12 protein-coding genes are annotated in these 15,998 nt (G+C 55.3%); 9 read left to right on the forward strand and 3 right to left on the reverse strand.

What is annotated here, in order from left to right:
* Position 1: 1 nt before the first annotated feature.
* Complete coding sequence (locus B4A77_RS07175; protein ID WP_290739556.1) at positions 2 to 2,824, reverse strand: TIGR02171 family lipoprotein; 2,823 nt, start codon at positions 2,822 to 2,824, stop codon at positions 2 to 4.
* On the opposite strand from B4A77_RS07175, the gene B4A77_RS07180 reads away from it, so the two are divergent.
* The 7 genes from B4A77_RS07180 to B4A77_RS07215 are packed head-to-tail and all read left to right on the forward strand — an operon-like array spanning position 2,751 to position 10,868.
* Positions 2,751 to 4,745: a heparinase II/III family protein gene (locus B4A77_RS07180; protein ID WP_290739559.1), complete on the forward strand. Its 1,995-nt coding sequence runs from the start codon at positions 2,751 to 2,753 to the stop codon at positions 4,743 to 4,745. The genes B4A77_RS07175 and B4A77_RS07180 overlap by 74 nt on opposite strands.
* A complete protein-coding gene (locus tag B4A77_RS07185; RefSeq protein ID WP_290739562.1) occupies positions 4,742 to 5,812 on the forward strand; it encodes a glycosyltransferase family 4 protein in 1,071 nt (356 codons plus the stop codon). The genes B4A77_RS07180 and B4A77_RS07185 overlap by 4 nt, the downstream gene beginning before the upstream one ends.
* 34 nt (positions 5,813 to 5,846) lie before the next feature.
* The gene (locus tag B4A77_RS07190; protein WP_290736702.1) at positions 5,847 to 6,671 is read left to right on the forward strand and encodes a LicD family protein; all 825 of its coding nucleotides are present in this window, start codon (positions 5,847 to 5,849) and stop codon (positions 6,669 to 6,671) included.
* Positions 6,668 to 8,014, forward strand: a complete 1,347-nt coding sequence (locus tag B4A77_RS07200) for a Gfo/Idh/MocA family oxidoreductase (protein WP_349678231.1) — start codon at positions 6,668 to 6,670, stop codon at positions 8,012 to 8,014. Before B4A77_RS07190 ends, B4A77_RS07200 begins: the two co-directional genes overlap by 4 nt.
* A 3-nt stretch (positions 8,015 to 8,017) precedes the next feature.
* Positions 8,018 to 9,091: a pyridoxal-phosphate-dependent aminotransferase family protein gene (locus B4A77_RS07205; RefSeq protein ID WP_290739564.1), complete on the forward strand. Its 1,074-nt coding sequence runs from the start codon at positions 8,018 to 8,020 to the stop codon at positions 9,089 to 9,091.
* On the forward strand, positions 9,091 to 10,083 hold the full coding sequence (locus tag B4A77_RS07210) for a stealth family protein (protein WP_290739567.1): 993 nt from the start codon (positions 9,091 to 9,093) through the stop codon (positions 10,081 to 10,083). The genes B4A77_RS07205 and B4A77_RS07210 overlap by 1 nt, the downstream gene beginning before the upstream one ends.
* A gap of 2 nt (positions 10,084 to 10,085) precedes the next feature.
* On the forward strand, positions 10,086 to 10,868 hold the full coding sequence (locus tag B4A77_RS07215; RefSeq protein WP_290739570.1) for a LicD family protein: 783 nt from the start codon (positions 10,086 to 10,088) through the stop codon (positions 10,866 to 10,868).
* Position 10,869: 1 nt separating this feature from the next.
* Here B4A77_RS07215 and B4A77_RS07220 read toward each other — a convergent pair whose 3' ends face one another.
* Complete coding sequence (locus B4A77_RS07220; protein WP_290739573.1) at positions 10,870 to 12,174, reverse strand: hypothetical protein; 1,305 nt, start codon at positions 12,172 to 12,174, stop codon at positions 10,870 to 10,872.
* A gap of 50 nt (positions 12,175 to 12,224) precedes the next feature.
* On the opposite strand from B4A77_RS07220, the gene B4A77_RS07225 reads away from it, so the two are divergent.
* Positions 12,225 to 13,064, forward strand: coding sequence for an endonuclease/exonuclease/phosphatase family protein (locus B4A77_RS07225; RefSeq protein WP_290739576.1), 840 nt, complete (start codon positions 12,225 to 12,227; stop codon positions 13,062 to 13,064).
* A 29-nt stretch (positions 13,065 to 13,093) separates the two neighbouring features.
* Here the strand turns inward: B4A77_RS07225 and B4A77_RS07230 are convergent, their stop codons facing one another.
* Positions 13,094 to 13,981, reverse strand: coding sequence for a glycosyltransferase family 2 protein (locus tag B4A77_RS07230; RefSeq protein WP_414654941.1), 888 nt, complete (start codon positions 13,979 to 13,981; stop codon positions 13,094 to 13,096).
* A gap of 97 nt (positions 13,982 to 14,078) precedes the next feature.
* Here B4A77_RS07230 and B4A77_RS07235 point away from each other — a divergent pair, with 97 nt between their 5' ends.
* Positions 14,079 to 15,977, forward strand: coding sequence for an LTA synthase family protein (locus tag B4A77_RS07235; RefSeq protein WP_290739581.1), 1,899 nt, complete (start codon positions 14,079 to 14,081; stop codon positions 15,975 to 15,977).
* Positions 15,978 to 15,998: the final 21 nt, after the last annotated feature.

Raw genomic sequence — 15,998 nt, forward strand, 5'->3', positions numbered from 1 at the left:
TTTACTCTTTGCTTGAAAAGTCGATGTCCAGCGTCTGGATGAGAGAATCTAGACGGCGGGAATTTTTTTCGGCGCCTAGGGATCCTAGATGGTCCCTGTCATAGGCCATGTCGTCCGTATAGTCGTGTTCGCCCATCTTGTTTTCGTCCATGAATACGACGTGGGGATAGTCCTGCGAAATGTTTTGGATTGATTCTAGCAATGCGGGGGCTTCGCTTCTAAGTATTCCGTTCTTGCCGTATGCCCCGGTATTTCGAAATGACGGACTCTGCGGTGGCTCCAGGATGATGACACGGATTCCTTTGTCGGCTGTAAGGCGTGCAATTTCTTTGAGCAGTTCGAGGTTCTCGTTGAAAGGTGTCGGGTCGTTGACGTGCCAGCTGCTGTCGCCATTGACGGACGGGATGGAATCGCCCCATCCGCGGTTTTTTTGTGATTTGTAGCCTCTTGTCTGGAGAATCGTCTCTTTCATTGTCTTGGATTTTCCTAGGGACTGTTCTGTTGCCTTTAGCATTTTTTTGGGGATGCCGTCTTTCCAATAATCGTGACTCTGGTCATAGACCCATCCGGGATAGGTCCATGCTTCCGAATCCCAGAAACTGTCGAGGTATTTGAGCCTGTCCATGCCGGCTTCGACGACGATACACTTGAGATTCGAGAAATGCGGCAATACGTAGTTCTTGAAGAGGAAGAACGAGCCTATGAGCGTGTTGTGGTCGTTTGCCATGTTCAAGGCGAAATGCGGTTTTCGGATTAGTTTGGGGATCACCGAGTGAAATGTCCGGGAAGAACCGAGGATGACGACGGTGGCTGAATCTCTGTATTGCCACAGGAGTTGCATTTTGTACCTAAACTTTTCGGCGTCTTCGCTTCCTCCGACGGTGTAGTATATTCCTGCGCTGTCCGGATCGAGTTCGAAGTCGATTCCCGCTTCGGGAGTTTCGGTTGTTTGCGAGGAATCTTCGCTGCCTGCTGGACCTTTTACTTTGCGCTCGACCCAAAGACACGGGTGCCAGAGTTCATCGCCTTCGGCAAGTTCGATGGTGCTGCTGTCGGATGGGCTTGCGAGTACGATTTTCGTATGCGCGCCGTCCGTATTCGTGATGGTGGCGACGATATTCGAGGTTTCGCCGTCGCTGGCCCATTCGCTGTGATCGAAGGTGAAACCCGCGGGCGCCTTGATGGTCTGCTGCAGTTTGCCGTTGCTGTCGGCGATGAGAATGCGCTCGTGCGTGGCATAGTTTTCGCCGGCGAATGTCCTGCCGGGCTTTCCGCCGAAGTCGAGGAAGAGCGTGCGCTTGCTGCCGTCCTGGGCGAGCGATGCGTTGCAGGCCTGGGCCGTGTCGTACCAGATGGCGTTTGCCGCCTTGCCCGTAAGCGTGGAGGCGGAATCGGCGATGCGTGCGCGGAGCAGACGCGCTCCCGTTACGGCGAGCATGTTGTCTTCGCTGATGCCGCCGTGGAACGCTCCGTCGAAGAGCTTTTCCGGAGTGCCGAACTTGCCTTCTGCAAATTTTACCTGCCAGGTGGAGGTGTTCTTGAAGGCCGCCTCGTCCTTGTTGTTGCCTGCGTCGGTCACGTAGACAATCATGGTGTCGCCGTTCCTGAGCACGCGCCATCGCGGGATGGCTGCGCTTTCAACGTCGAGCTTTTTGAGGTTCGTTCCTTCGGCGTTGAGGTCGCGCACGTAGAGCGATGATTTTCCCGAGACGCCCTCGGGCTTGGTACAGAACGCCACGAGCTTGCCGTCGGGGGAAATATCGGGGTGGTAGACTTCCAGGGTGTCGTCGATTTCGGTTACGGGGAGGTTGCCTTCGCCGTAGTCGATGTAGGCGAGGTTCCCGCTGACATCGTTGCGGAAGGCGAGCAGCATGTTGTAGGTTCCGGTGTAGGATTTCAGCGTGGCCACGTTGGAAAGCGGCGTGACGATGCTTCCTTTCACGTTGCCGCTCGCGTCGAGCCATACGGGATTCGGGATGGCGCCGAAAGCAAGCCTGAAGCCGATGCGGTCGGCGTGCGATGACGCCTCTACGGTGTATTCGTCCCCGCGTGCGACGATATTCAGTTCGGATGCGCGGTCCGAGAAGTAGCCACCCTTCAGCACGCGTTCACCGAGGTCGCCGCCGTCGGGAGCGCCCAGGTAGTTCGTGACGGTCGTGTCGCGGAAACTTCCGGCCCAGTCGTTGACCCATTCCTTCACGTTGCCCGCAAGGTCGCAGAAACCGAGCGTGTCCTTGCCGATGCTGCAGACGTCGTGCGTGCGGAATCCGGAATTGTCCGCGTTCCAGCTTTTGCTTTCGGGATTCCATCCCTGCGATGCGGCGAGAACCCATTCCGCCTCGGTCGGCAGGCGGTAGGCTTTGGCCTTGGGGTGGAACGCGAAGCTTTCCAGATAGGTGCAGTGGCCTTCGCTGTCGAAGGCCGCCTTGCTGTAGGTGTAGGCGGTGTCGCGATTCTCGAGTTTGCCCTTGGCGTTTGCGAAGAGCGCCGCGTCGTAGTAGGTGATGTCGGCGAGCGGGAAGCTGTCGCCGTCGCAATTGCCGAAATCCTTGAGACTCATTTTCGTTGCGATTTCGCTGTATTCCCCGCAAGTGACTTCATGCTTCCCGAGATAGAAATCGTAGTCGAGGATGACCTTCATGGCTGGGCGCTCCGATGTCCTGTATTTGGAATCGTTGCTGCCGAGCGTTGCCGTGCCTGCATGGACGAGAATCATACCGTCCATTTCGGGAACGTCCGTTGTTTCTTCCATGTATTCCTGCGTGCTGTTGCTGCATGCGAGGAGCAACAGGGAGCTCAGGTATATTGCTAGGAAACGGTTCATACAAACATCCTTCTTCGTTGTAATAATATATATTTATCGTGTGAGTCTATCGTGGTATTTAAAGCGGCTGCGGACATTTTCTGCGGGCGAAGTCTTTTTTCGGGTTCGCCAACGCGTCCGGACCCATATTTTGGACAATTTAAGGCAGGATGGTTCTGGCACCCAGTTGTCGATTCCCGATTCCGAAATCGTGAAGAATCCTGACGCGCACTGCTATTATCCGGTTTTTGACCAGAAGCTCGATATTTTCAAGGAAATCGACTGGCATCTTGATCTTTCGACAGGGAAACGATTCCCGCAGACATTTGCCCACAAGATAGACATCCGCAGTGACCGCTACGGGAGTGCCAAGCACGTGTGGGAAGTGAATCGCATGCAGTTCCTGCTCTACCTTGCTGGGCTTTACAAGTCGGGCGGTGACCTAAAACATCTCGTGCTGTTCTGCCACCATCTGGGAATGTGGCGCAATGCGAACCCTTACATGGTGGGCGTGAACTGGTACAGCAATATCGAGGTGAACCTGCGGCTTATCTGCTGGGCTTTTTGCTGGCAGCTGCTGGATATTGACAGCCTGCGCAAGGAAAACAGCGCTATCGAGGAGTTCGTAACGGAAGCGTGGTGGCCGATGATCTGTGAACACGCGGAATATTCCTACAGGCATCCGTCGCTCTGTTCCTCGGCGAATAACCACCTGATTTCGGAATATGCGGGCCTGTTCGTTGCGGCCTGCAAGTGGAATATCCCGCATCGCAATGCGCGCCTGAAATATGCGAAGGCGGGGCTCGAACGCGAAATCCTCAAGCAGAATACGGCCGAGGGAGTGAACCGCGAGGAGGCTGCGGAATATATCCAGTTTATCGACGACTTCTTCTTGATCGCCGCTGTGGTGGGCGATGCGACGGGGCATCCGTTCTCTGCCACATACAAGGAACGCCTGCACGCCATGGCAAATTACATGAATGCCATGCTCGACGTGAATTTCAATTACCCTATGTACGGTGACGGCGACGACGGGTTCGTGCTGCGCCCCGATGCGGGCGGGCATTTCAACAACTTCAAGTCGCTGCTCGTCTCGTTTGCGACATACTTCGGCGATTCCTCGTTCAAGCGTGCGGGCCTCGTATGGGACGAAAAGAACGATTTGTTGTTCGGCAGTGCGGGCCGCGAGAAGTTTGACGCCTTGCAGGTGACCCCGCTTGCGGATGGCAACAGGTTCTTTGCAGGGAGCGGGCATTTTATATTCAGGAAAAATGAGGGCCGCGAAACCTACCTGCATTTCGATGCCGCCCCGCTCGGGTTCCTGAGCATTGCGGCGCATGGCCATGCGGATGCGCTTTCGTTTATTCTGCATGTGGATGGAAAACCTGTCATCGTTGACCCCGGTACGTTCACCTACCACACGCACAAGGAACTGCGCGCCTATTTCGTGAGCACGCTTGCACACAACACGGTTTGCGTGAACGGCAAGAACCAGGCCGAGCAGGCGGGCCCCACGATGTGGCTCAACCATTACAAGGCGACGGTGCTAAGCTACGACGAGGCGAAGGGCTTTGTCGAGGCGACCCACGACGGTTACAGGGCCGAGGGCGTTTCGCATACGCGCCGTGTAGAATTCAATCGAGATGCGGATGAATTTGTTATCACGGATAAGCTGCGCTGCGCAAAGTCGGCGACTCTCGAAATCTCGTTCCACCTGCATCCGGCCGCCGTTGTAGATTTGCGCGGGACGGTCGCCGAGGTCTCCGTGCCGGGGAGCCGCCGCGTTTCGATTGTGCTTGATGAAAAATTGCATTACGCCGTCCGCGAAGACGGCTGGTATTCGGAACACTTCGGCGAGAAGGTCCCGACGAAATATCTATATGCAAAAGCCGACTGCGAAGGTGAAATGGAATTCGTGACCAGGATTAAGGTGCTCGGATGATTGAACGTATTTGTCACATAGGTCCCGCGCTCGACGTGCAGGGCGGCATCAGCTCCGTGTTGGTGAGCTATAAGAAGCTATTCGGTCTCCCGCGCAAGAACTTCATCGCGAGCTACAATGGTTCGTTCGTGAAGTCGCTCCCGATGTTCGCCTTGCTTTGCATAAAACTTTTGCTGTGCCCGCCGAAGGCTCCGCTTGTCCAGATACATACGTCGTTCAATGGGAGCTTTTTTCGCAAGTACCTGATTAGCCTCTGCCTCCGCCTGCGCGGCAAACGCTACATCGCGCACATTCACGGAAGCCAGTTCAAGAGGATGTGCTCGACGGCGCCTTCGATAGTGAAGGGTTTTATCCATAGTTACTTCAGGCATTCCGCGATGGTCATCTGCATTACACCCGACATGCAGGAATTTTTGGATGAATTTGTCGGCAAGGGAATTTGCCGCTACAGTGTCGTCCCGAATCCATGCGATACGCTGGCGGATGCTCCCGCAAACTTGGAACGCCCCGAAGGCTCTCCGGTCCGCATCCTCTTTGCGGGCCGCTACGGCCACCGCAAGGGGGTCTACGACTTGCTTGCCGCATTTAAGAATGCGAATTTCAATGTTCCCGCGGAACTGTGCCTGTTCGGTGACGGCGAAGTCGAGAAGGTAAAGCAGATTGCCGAACGCGACAATGCGGAATTTGCGGATTGCGGCAAGAAAATTTCTGTTTCGGGCTGGGTGAGCCGTGGCGATTACCTGGAGATGATTCGCGGTTACGACCTGCTCGCCCTGCCTTCGTATTCCGAGACTTTCGGCATGAGCCTGGTGGAAGCGATGGGCCAGGGCCTGCCCGTGATTTCGACATTCTCCGGCGGCGTTCCCTACGTGGTGCGCAACGGCGAAGACGGCATATTGTTCGAGGCGGGTGACCTGCCGGCGTTGCAGAACGCGCTGGAGCGACTTGTGAATGACCGCGCTCTGCGCATGCAGATGGGTAAGGCCGCCTGGAAGGATTGTACGGAACGATTTGCGGGTGGAATAGTTTTGCAGGGACTCGAATCGGTGTATGCGCAGTTGAAATAGTTTTTATATTTCTATGGTACTAGATGGAAGCCCGATGAAAAAAGAAACCAGCAACATAGATGTCGAAAAACTCAGGCCGATCAAGTCCGTGAAGGAACTTCAGGGAGTCTTGCTGGGTATAGCCAAGGTCTTCCACCAGATTTGCGTAGAAGAGAATATCCCCTACTACATGGTGGGCGGAACGATGCTCGGATCCATCCGTCACGGCGGCTTTATCCCCTGGGATGACGATATGGATTTCGCCGTGTCCAGGAAGGATTTCGAACGCCTGCTGAAGATTCTGCCCGAGCGGCTGCCCGCGCCCTACAGGATGCTCACCCGCAAGGATACCGCGTCCGTCACCGGCTTCCTGAAAATTTCCGACGAGCGAACCCTGCATGTGTATCGCTGGACGGACGGACAGGAACGCGATTACGGTGTCGATATCGACATCTTCCAGCTCGACCCTGCGACGAGCAAGACGCGCGGGCGCATCAAGGATTTTATCTTGAAGATGCGCGGCTACAGGGTGCTGAGTGCGAAGAACCGCTCGCTTTCGAAGAAGATTCTTGCCTATTTGATCAAGACGGTGTTCTTCTTTGTCAGCAGGGACATGATTTACAATTTCATCGAGCGCCACCTGGTAGAAAAGAAGGGCGACCTCATCGCGAATACATACGGCGGTACCGCGAAGGCCGAAACGATGCCCAGGGAATACATGGGCGAACCTAGACTCTACAAGTTCGAAGATACTCAGTTTTATGGAGTGGCCATGCCCGAGGAATACCTCACGTCGCTTTACGGGGACTGGAAAACGCTGCCGCCCGAAGACAAACGGCATGACCACATTGTTTCCATGTACTGGCGGGACGAAGAATGAAGAAGGTCATCACATACGGCACATTCGATTTGCTGCACCAGGGGCATATCAACCTGTTGCGTAGGGCGAAGGAACTCGGTGACTACCTGATTGTCGGGGTTACCAACGACAATTTCGACCGCGAACGCGGAAAGCTGAATGTCCGCAACAACGTGCTCGAACGCGTCGAAGCCGTGCGTGCTACGGGCTTTGCCGACCTGGTGATTATCGAGGACTATGTCGGGCAGAAAATTGACGATATCCAGAAATACGATGTCGATATCTTCGCGATAGGTTCCGATTGGGAAGGCAAGTTCGATTACCTCAATGAATTCTGCGATGTCGTGTACCTGCCCCGCACGGAAGGCATTTCCTCGACGCAGCTGCGCGACCAGGACCAGGAAACGGTGCCTGTCGGCATTGTTGGCTGCGGCCGTGTTGCCCAGCGCTTCCCGCAGGAAGCCGACGTGGTGAATGGCGTGCGCGTCGTTGCCGCATACGATGCCGATATCGAAGTCGCGAGGGAATTCTGCAAGAACCACTTGGCCGATGGCGCTTGCTGCAAGTCTTACGACGAATTGCTTTCCAGGGTTTCCGCCGTATATATCGCGACTCCGCACCTTTCGCACTATGAATGCATCAAGAAGGCGCTGGAAGCGGGGAAACACGTACTCTGCGAGACCCCGATGGTCCTGAAGAAGGACGAGGCGAAGGAACTCTACAAGTACGCCGAGGAACATAGCCTCGTGCTGATGGAAGCGAACAAGACGGCGCACTGCCCGGCGTTCAACCACCTGATGGTAATGATCAAATCCGGGCTGATTGGCGACGTGGTGGATATCGAGGCCTCGCTTTCGCAGTTGCTCGACAAGAGCGGTCGCGAATTTGACAGCAAGCAGGCGGGCGGTTCCCTGTACGAGGAAGGCAGCTACCCGCTGCTCCCCATTTTCAAGCTGATGGGAATCGATTACGAGGAACTGCGCCTGTTTTCCCGCATCGAGAACGGGATTGACGTCTATACGCACGGAATTTTCAGGTACCCGAAGGCGGTGTGCTCCTTCAAGGTCGGGCTTGGCGTCAAGACCGAAGGCAACCTGGTGATTTCGGGAACGAAGGGCTACGCCTATGTGCCGGCTCCCTGGTGGAAGACGGACTATTTCGAGCTCCGCTACGAAGACCAGAACGATAACAAGAAGTTCTTCTACAAGTGGGATGGCTTCGGGCTCCGCTACGAAATTCAGGAATTTGTCAGCTGTATCGTGAACAGGCGTTTCTCTTCGGCTCGCCTGCGTCGCAGGGAAAGTATCGCCATGGCGGAAGTCATGGAGCAGTTTTCCGACAGGAAAAACTTTACGGAGATTTGACGGATGCTCAATTTTACAGTAGGTCCGGTGCAGTCGAGCGAAACCGTAAGGGAGATTGGCTCCCATCAGGTTCCCTATTTCAGGACGGCCGAGTTTTCCGATGTCATGTTCGAGAACGAAGCCTTGGTCAAGAAATTCGCGAAGGCTCCGGAAGGCTCCAGGGTCGTATTCATCACGGGTTCGGGTTCGGCATCGATGGAAGCGTCCATCATGAATACGCTTACCTCTGCGGACAAGGTGCTTGTCGTAAACGGCGGAAGCTTCGGCCACCGCTTCGTGGAATTGCTCCAGCTGCACCAGGTGCCGTTCGAGGAGATTGCGCTGGAGGCGGGAACGCCGCTTGCGGCGTGCCACCTGGAACCTTTCGAAAACAAGGGCTTCACGGCGTTCGTCGTCAACATGCACGAGACGTCGACGGGCATCCTGTACGACATGGACATGATAAGTGCGTTCTGCAAGAGGAACGGTTTGTTCCTGATTGTGGACTGCATCAGCTCTTTCTTGACCGATCCGTTCGATATGGGGGCATTGGGCGCCGATATCATGATTACGGGTTCGCAGAAGGCGCTTGCCTGCCCGCCGGGAATCTCCGTCATGGTGCTTTCGCCGCGGGCGCTTGAACGCGTGTCGAAAACAAGGTGCGTTTGCCAGTATCTCGATTTGCAGATTGCGCTCAGGAACGCGGAACGCGGTCAGACCCCGTGGACGCCCGCTGTCGGGACGCTGTTGCAGATAAACGCGCGACTTAAGGAAATCGATGCCGCAGGCGGTGTCGAAAAAGAAATTGCCCGTACGGCGCATCTTGCTCGGTACTTCAGGGACCGAATCAAGGCGTTCCCGTTCAAGGAATTTTCTTGTTCCCCCTCCAACGCGGTGACGGCGCTCTGTCCGACGACGGTTTCGGCGAACGACCTGTTCCTGAAACTGAAGGACGAGTATGGAATCTGGATTTGCCCCAACGGCGGCGACCTGAAGGAAAAGGTTTTCCGCGTCGGCCATATCGGGTGCCTGACGGAGAAGGATTACGATTGCCTGCTCGCCGCCTTTGCCGACCTACAGAAGAAGGGATTCATCTGATGGATTTTGTCCTGATTTGGGTTGACGGCGGTGACGAGGAGTGGCTGAAGGAAAAGGCCAAGTATTCCGGCACGCCTGTCGACAATGCCGCGGCGCGCTTTAGGGACTGGGGCTTGCTCAAGTACTGGTTCCGGGGCGTGGAACAGTTTGCCCCTTGGGTGGACAAGGTCCATTTCGTGACGTGCGGACACATGCCCGCGTGGCTAAACCTGGATCACCCCAAGATCAACTTTGTCAGGCATTCGGAGTATATTCCGGCGAAATACCTGCCGACATTCAATTCGCACACGATTGAGCTCAACCTGCACAGGATAAAGGATCTTTCGGAAGAGTTCGTCTATTTCAACGACGACATGTTCCTTGTCGCTCCGGCGAAGCCGACGGATTTTTTCAGAAACGGCCTGCCTTGCGATGAAGCCTCCATGCAGTTCCTGCTGCCCAAGCGTTACAATATTTCCAAGTCCATCGACGGTCACAACATGGGTGTGCTGAACAGGAATTTTTCGAAGAAGAAGTCCGTTCGCAAGCATCCGTTTAAGTTCTTTCATCCCGCTTACGGCCTGAAGAACAATCTCTATACCCTCTACACGATGGCGTCGCCCGTTTTCTCGGGTTTCAAGCGGACGCATACGGCGCAGTCGTTTTTGAAGAGCACATTCGTGGATCTCTGGGAAAAGGAACCCGAGGTTCTCGATGCGACATGTGCCTGCAAGTTCAGGTCGTTCTTCAACGTGAACCAGTACCTGTTCAGGTACTGGCAGATCGCCCAGGGACGTTTTGCACCTGTGAACATGCATTCGGTGCGGCAGCGCTTCGACCTGGATGTCGACGATGCGGGCGATATCGCGAAGGCGATTTGCGAAAGGAAGTACAAGGCGATTTGCATTAACGAGGACGAAAACGAGAACCTGGACGTGTTCGAGAACATCCAGAAAAAACTTGTCGCCGCGTTCGAGCAGATCCTGCCCCAGAAGTCAACATTCGAGAAGTAACTATGCGTGAATTATCGGGTGATGAAATTAGGCAGAAGCAGATAGAAATCCTGGATGCTTTTGTCGATACCTGCGAAAAGAACGGCCTGCAGTATTACCTCTGCGGAGGCACGCTGCTCGGTGCAATCCGTCACAAGGGCTTTATCCCGTGGGATGACGATATCGACGTGTTCATGCCGCGTCCGGATTTCGAGAAAATCCAGAATGTCGCGATGGACGCCCCTTTCGAAATCCATTTCTACAAGAACGGGAAATCGCACAAGCCGTTCTTGAAGGTCGTGAACGCGAATACGGAAGCCTGCGAGAAGAACAACCGCTCGCGTACGGCGCTCTGGATTGATGTATTTGCGATTGACAGCCTGTTCGAGAACAATTTCCTCAACAGGTTGCATTACAAGGTGACACTCTTTTTGCGCAAGGGCGTGTATTTCGGTTTCCGCCCGCGCACTGGGTTGTTCGGAAAGATTGCGCTCCCGATTCTCAAGGTGCTGCACATCTCTCCCGAGCGCGTGAACGATTTCGCGTCGGCATGCATCGACCGCATCAGCAAGATACGGCGCTACGAGAAGGGACGCTATCTCGGCGGCATCAACTGGGGCTACGGCCCGCACGAGCGTATGGAACGCGCCGACCTGGAATCTGCCGTGAAGGTGGAGTTCGAGGGCAAGATGTATAACGCGCCCGTCGCCTACGACAAGTATTTGCACAATTTGTATGGCGACTACATGAAGTTGCCTCCCGAAGAGAAACGCCGTACGCACGGGTTGCTCGTGTGGGAAAAGTAGTCTAGTTTTCGTCGGAGGCGCTTTCGCCTTCTGCCATGTTCTCCAGTTCCGGCACAGTTTTGCCGTCGTCACCTTGCGCCGGGGCTTTCAGCTCGTCCGGGTCCTCTTTCTGGCTAAGGTAGAGAATTCCCATGAAGAACGAGCTGATGATGGAGAAGTTCGATACCATCGAATCGCTGATGAAGAAACTCACGATGTTGAAGATGAGCCAGCAGCTGACGACCATTCGGAGCTTCTTGTTGCCGGTAAACTTCTGCGAGATTGCAAAGAACAGGAGTATCATGAAGAGCAGGTAGCAGATTGTGCCTGCAAAACCTGTCTGGCCTATAATCGAAGAAAAGCCGGAGTCGCCATAGACGGAATCGCGCTCGTCGGCCCAGAGAAAATAATAGTAGTAGTCGCTGAAGACGGGCGAGTTATAGCGGTAGGCGTTCCAGGTTCCGATGGTGCACCATCCGGCTCCCAGGGGGTTGTATTTGAGCGCGAGCATTGTTGCCACCACGTAGAACGTGGCGCGGATGGAGTCGTCGTCGGTGTAGTAGAGAATCTTCTGGTAGGAAATCGCGCCGGCAATGATCCCGATGAGGAATAGCAACGGGATGAACAGCTTTATGTTGAGGGTGTTGCTCCGGTAAACGATCGCAAAGGCGATGAACAGCAGCAGGAACATGTAGCCGCGGTCTCTGGCCGAAAGCAGGCAGAGCGCGCAGAGGATGAACGTGTAGAGATTGCGTTCCTTGTAGAGAAGCAGAAACGAGAAGGCGACGACGGTGATGAGGTAGGTGCCGTGGTAGTAAATGAACTCGTAGGGCGGGAAAAGTCGGTGCGCTGCGTCGTGCGAGGTCATCCCGAGCCCGAAAGCCTGTTCGAGGAACCAGAATAGCAGAGTCGCGACGGTCAGTCCCTTGACGAAGAATATCGTCGGCTCGAGCCATTCCTTCAGCCGCTCCTTCGGCGTGTCCTGGAAATAGCAGATGGTACCGTAGAATCCCAGAATGAACGAACTGTAGTTCACGACGTCCATGATTTGCGGGTAGAGTTTCATGTGCTCGTCGGAGAAAACGGAACTCAGGGATCCGCAGGCGATAAATAGCCCGAAAGCCACGAACATGAGTTTTTCTGTCAGAGAGAAGTTGATAAGTCGCTTGCCGTGGATGGCGCGCAGGAAAATGCCGAAGAGAATGACGATGAGAATGATTTTAGGCGGGATATTGACCACTTCGCCTCCAAAGCCCAAGGCGTCCTGGAGGTAGCGGACCTTGCCGAAGACAAGGACAAGCATCAGACCTAGAAATACGAATCTCATTTCTTTCTAAAAGATAAAAAAAAGAGGTCTTAAAAAACTAATATTGCCATATGAAGTCGTTGAAAGCGCTTGCCTTGCTAGCTGTTCTGTTTTTGGTGACGGTGTCCCGTGCGGAACCGTTCCATGTCGCGACATGGAACATCCGCTGCGTCGATGTCAAGGATTCGCTTCGGGGTGATGCCTGGAGCAAGCGTGCCCCCGAAATCGCGAAGGTCGTCCGGTTCAGGAATTTCGACGTGGTGGGCATGCAGGAGGTGGATTCCACACAGAGGGCCATGCTCGAGGAACTGCTGCCGGAATATGAATGGGTGCTCGATCGCAGTACGGAAGGCAACCCTATCGCGTTTCGCAAGGACCGCCTTGAGCTTCTCGACAACGGGGTGTTCTGGTATTCGCGTTCGATGGTTCCCGGCGTGAAGGATTGGGACTCGAAACACCCGCGCTATTGCAATTGGGTCCGCCTGGTCGATAAGGAGACCCGCAAGGAACTGTTCGTGTTCAATACGCACTGGGACAACAAGGGCGACACGGCGAGGATGGAGAGTGCCCGCATGGCAAGAAACCTTGTCCCGCGCATTGCGGGCGACGCGCCGACAATCTTCATGGGGGATTTGAACATCAAGCCGGGAAGGAAACCTATCCAGATTCTGAAGGAAGATTCGCTTTTCCGCGAAGCGCTGGAAACATCTCCTGTAGTATCTATTCCCGAGGGCTCCTTCACGAAGTTCCGTACGGATAGGCACAGCGAGGAAACGCTCGACCACATGTTCTGTCGCGGCGGGGTCGATATCCTGCGTTACGGAATCTTGCGCGAGACGTATTTCGACGGCGAGAATTACCGGTTCCCGTCGGACCATCATCCGGTCATGATTGAAATAGAAGTGCGCTAAGAATGGAATCGGGTTGGCGCAGGGCCCGGTTACCACTCGATATAGAACTTGGTATGCGTCGTGTAGATGGAACCGTAGTTCAGGAATCGGAAGACGAGGTTCTTGAACTTCCCGAATTTTGACTTGCGGTTTTTGTAGTAGACGCTCAGGTGGTCCAGCTGCTGCAACTGCGAACGGTTGAGTTTGCCCTGTAGCCTTGTCTTGACGGATTCGGCGATGCAGAGCCTGTCCGGACGGACGGGGTTGCGCTTGAAGTGGATGAACCCGAGATAGGTCGGCCAGTGCGTGCGGCGCGAGGCGTTCATGTCGTGGCGGCGGTGCTGCGTAATGACCTGCGGCGTGAAGGCGAAACCCTTGCTGTAGCAGGCGATGACGGTGAGCCACGTATCGTGATAGTCGATACCTTCGGGGAGCGGGAGCGCGATATCCAGCAGCGATTTCCGGATGAGCATCGATGCTCCTTGGAAGCATCCGTTGTTGTAGAAGATGCGGAGCGGAATCTTGCGGTAGTCCTTCGGGCAATGGTAGAGAAAATCTACTTCGCTGAGCTTTGCCCCGAGAAGCTTGCCTTCGCCGTCGATGAGTTCCGCATCTCCGCAGGCGATGTCGCGGTCGCCGATTGTTTCCGCGAGAGTTTTCAGGTGGTTTTCTTTCCAGATGTCGTCCTGGTCGGAGAGCGCGACGAATTCGCCTTCGCAGAGGCGCATGGCCTTCTCGAAGTTCGCCTTGAACCCGAGATTCTTCTCGTTCCTGAAACATCGAATGGACGGAAATTTGGACAGGTATTCTTGAAGGATGTCCCATGTGGCATCGGTGGAGCAGTCGTCGCATACTACGATTTCGAAATCCTGAACGTTCTGGTTCAGGATGGAGTCGAGCTGCTGTCGAATGTAGCGCTCGCCGTTGTATGTTGCCATCGCGACGGATATCATGCGGAATACCTGCTTGTAGGTACAATGTATAAATTATTGTGCAGCCGCAGTTCCTGCTTTGGAAAAAACTATCTTTGCTGTGGTGAAGAATTTTCTTTTTAGCAAGCCTGTCCTGTTTATCCTGATTGCCTTCGGGATAAGGTTCCTGCAAATTCTGCAACTGTATTTTACCGAGACGCCGTCGGGCGGAAGCTTTATCGAACGTCCCGTGAACGGGATTATATGTGCGACCATCGTGAACATCGCCGCGTTCGCATTTCTGGGAGCGCTATTCTCCCTGGCTACGCTTCTGAAGGGAAAGGCCGCAAGATGGGTGTGCGTGCTGGTGGCCGCGCTCACCTGGTTCCATCTGGTCATATGCGCCATCGACGACCAGATCATGCGCTGGATGGGGCAGCACCTGACCATGTCCTTCCTTTCCACGTATTCGGTCTTCCGCCTGGATCCGACGATGGCGTCGAACGTTGCGCTCGACGGGCTCCCGAACTTCCTGCTGTCCGTGTTCCTGGTGCTGCTTGCGGGTGCATTGTTTTTCGTGATGCTTGCAAAGTTGCGCCAGCGTCCGCTTTCCCTGTGGGTGACCTGCGTGCTTGCGGGCGTCCTTGTGGTAATTGCCGTCGCGAGCGGGAATGCGCACCACTACTACAAGCCCTGCCGCATCCGCTGGCAGACTATCGAGCCCACGTACCTGACAATCCTGGACGAGTACATCTACCAGCGCGAACACAGCGTCCGCCCGCAGCGCCTTGAGCAGGGAATCTCGATGCTGGGCGGGAACCTGGAATCGGAATACCCTTTCTACCATCCAGTTGAAAATGAGGATTCCCTGATGGAAGAATTCAGGAACCGTCCGCTCGACCAGAAGAAGGATGTGATTCTCCTTTCCCTGGAAAGCTTCCGCGGCTGGGTGGGAGACTTCCGCATTGGCCAGAACTGCGAACGCATGCCGAACCTTTGCGCCCTGGGCAAGGCCGGCACGACGTTCCCCTATACCTACAGCGTAGGCTACCCTTCGACCGAAGGTATGCTTGGCCTGCAGCTTGGAATCTGGAGCCACCCGAGCAAGGTGTTCCTGAGCAGCCTCATGAATACGCGAACCCGCTCCCTGCCCGATATCTTAGGCGAGGCGGGCTACTACCGTGTCGTCCTTACCGCCGCCGAGCCCAGCTTCGACAACTTTACGCCCTGGTTTAGCAAGTGGTTCGATTTTGCCGAATACGACCCGAAAAGGTCTGCGGATATTCCGCTTGCAGAGAGGTTCAGGGAAGTCTATGCGGCTCGCCCCAAGGATAAGCCTCTCTACTTCGAGTGGATAAACTTCGTGACGCACACTCCCTTCACGGTGCCGAAATCCTATGCGGAGCCGGCTGCGACATCCGACCAACGCTACGCCCAGGCCGTCGCCTACCTAGACAGTGCCATCGGGATTGTGCTGGATGCAGTGCGGAATGGCCCGCGCGCGAACGAGACAATCATTGTCGTTACGGGCGACCACTCCATCGCCAATGCGAAGGCCCAGAAAAAGCAGGATGAACTCGGGGAGGCGAACAGCACCTACACGTGGACCACGTTCATCTGGGCGGGCGCCGGGATCCCTGCCGACAGCCTGGTTTTGGAACCGCGTTCGCACGTAGACTATGCGCCCACCATATTGTCACAGCTGGGGCTGCGGGCGACAAACCACTTCGTCGGGGAGAACCTCTTTGGCGAATCGCACCGGAGGGTGTTCTCGTTCCGGCATTCCGACGCCGTGATGCGCGGGGATTCCGTGGCGGTATTTGCCCGCGCGGGGAACGCTTCTTTCTCGCATGCGCGCAGGCAGAGCCGTGCCGTCGATTGGGATACGACCGAGACGGTGGGCGGTTTTGTCGCTGAAGAAAAATGCCCTCTCGATGTGAAGGTCTCTGCGGACAGCCTCCTGGATGCGGCGGATGCCTGGATGTGGGTTCTCGACCAGAATTTGCTGATGCCCGAAGAATAGCCGCAGTCCTGATTCCGGCGC

It is taken from the genome of Fibrobacter sp. UBA3718 (assembly GCF_002371935.1).
GTDB lineage: Bacteria > Fibrobacterota > Fibrobacteria > Fibrobacterales > Fibrobacteraceae > Fibrobacter.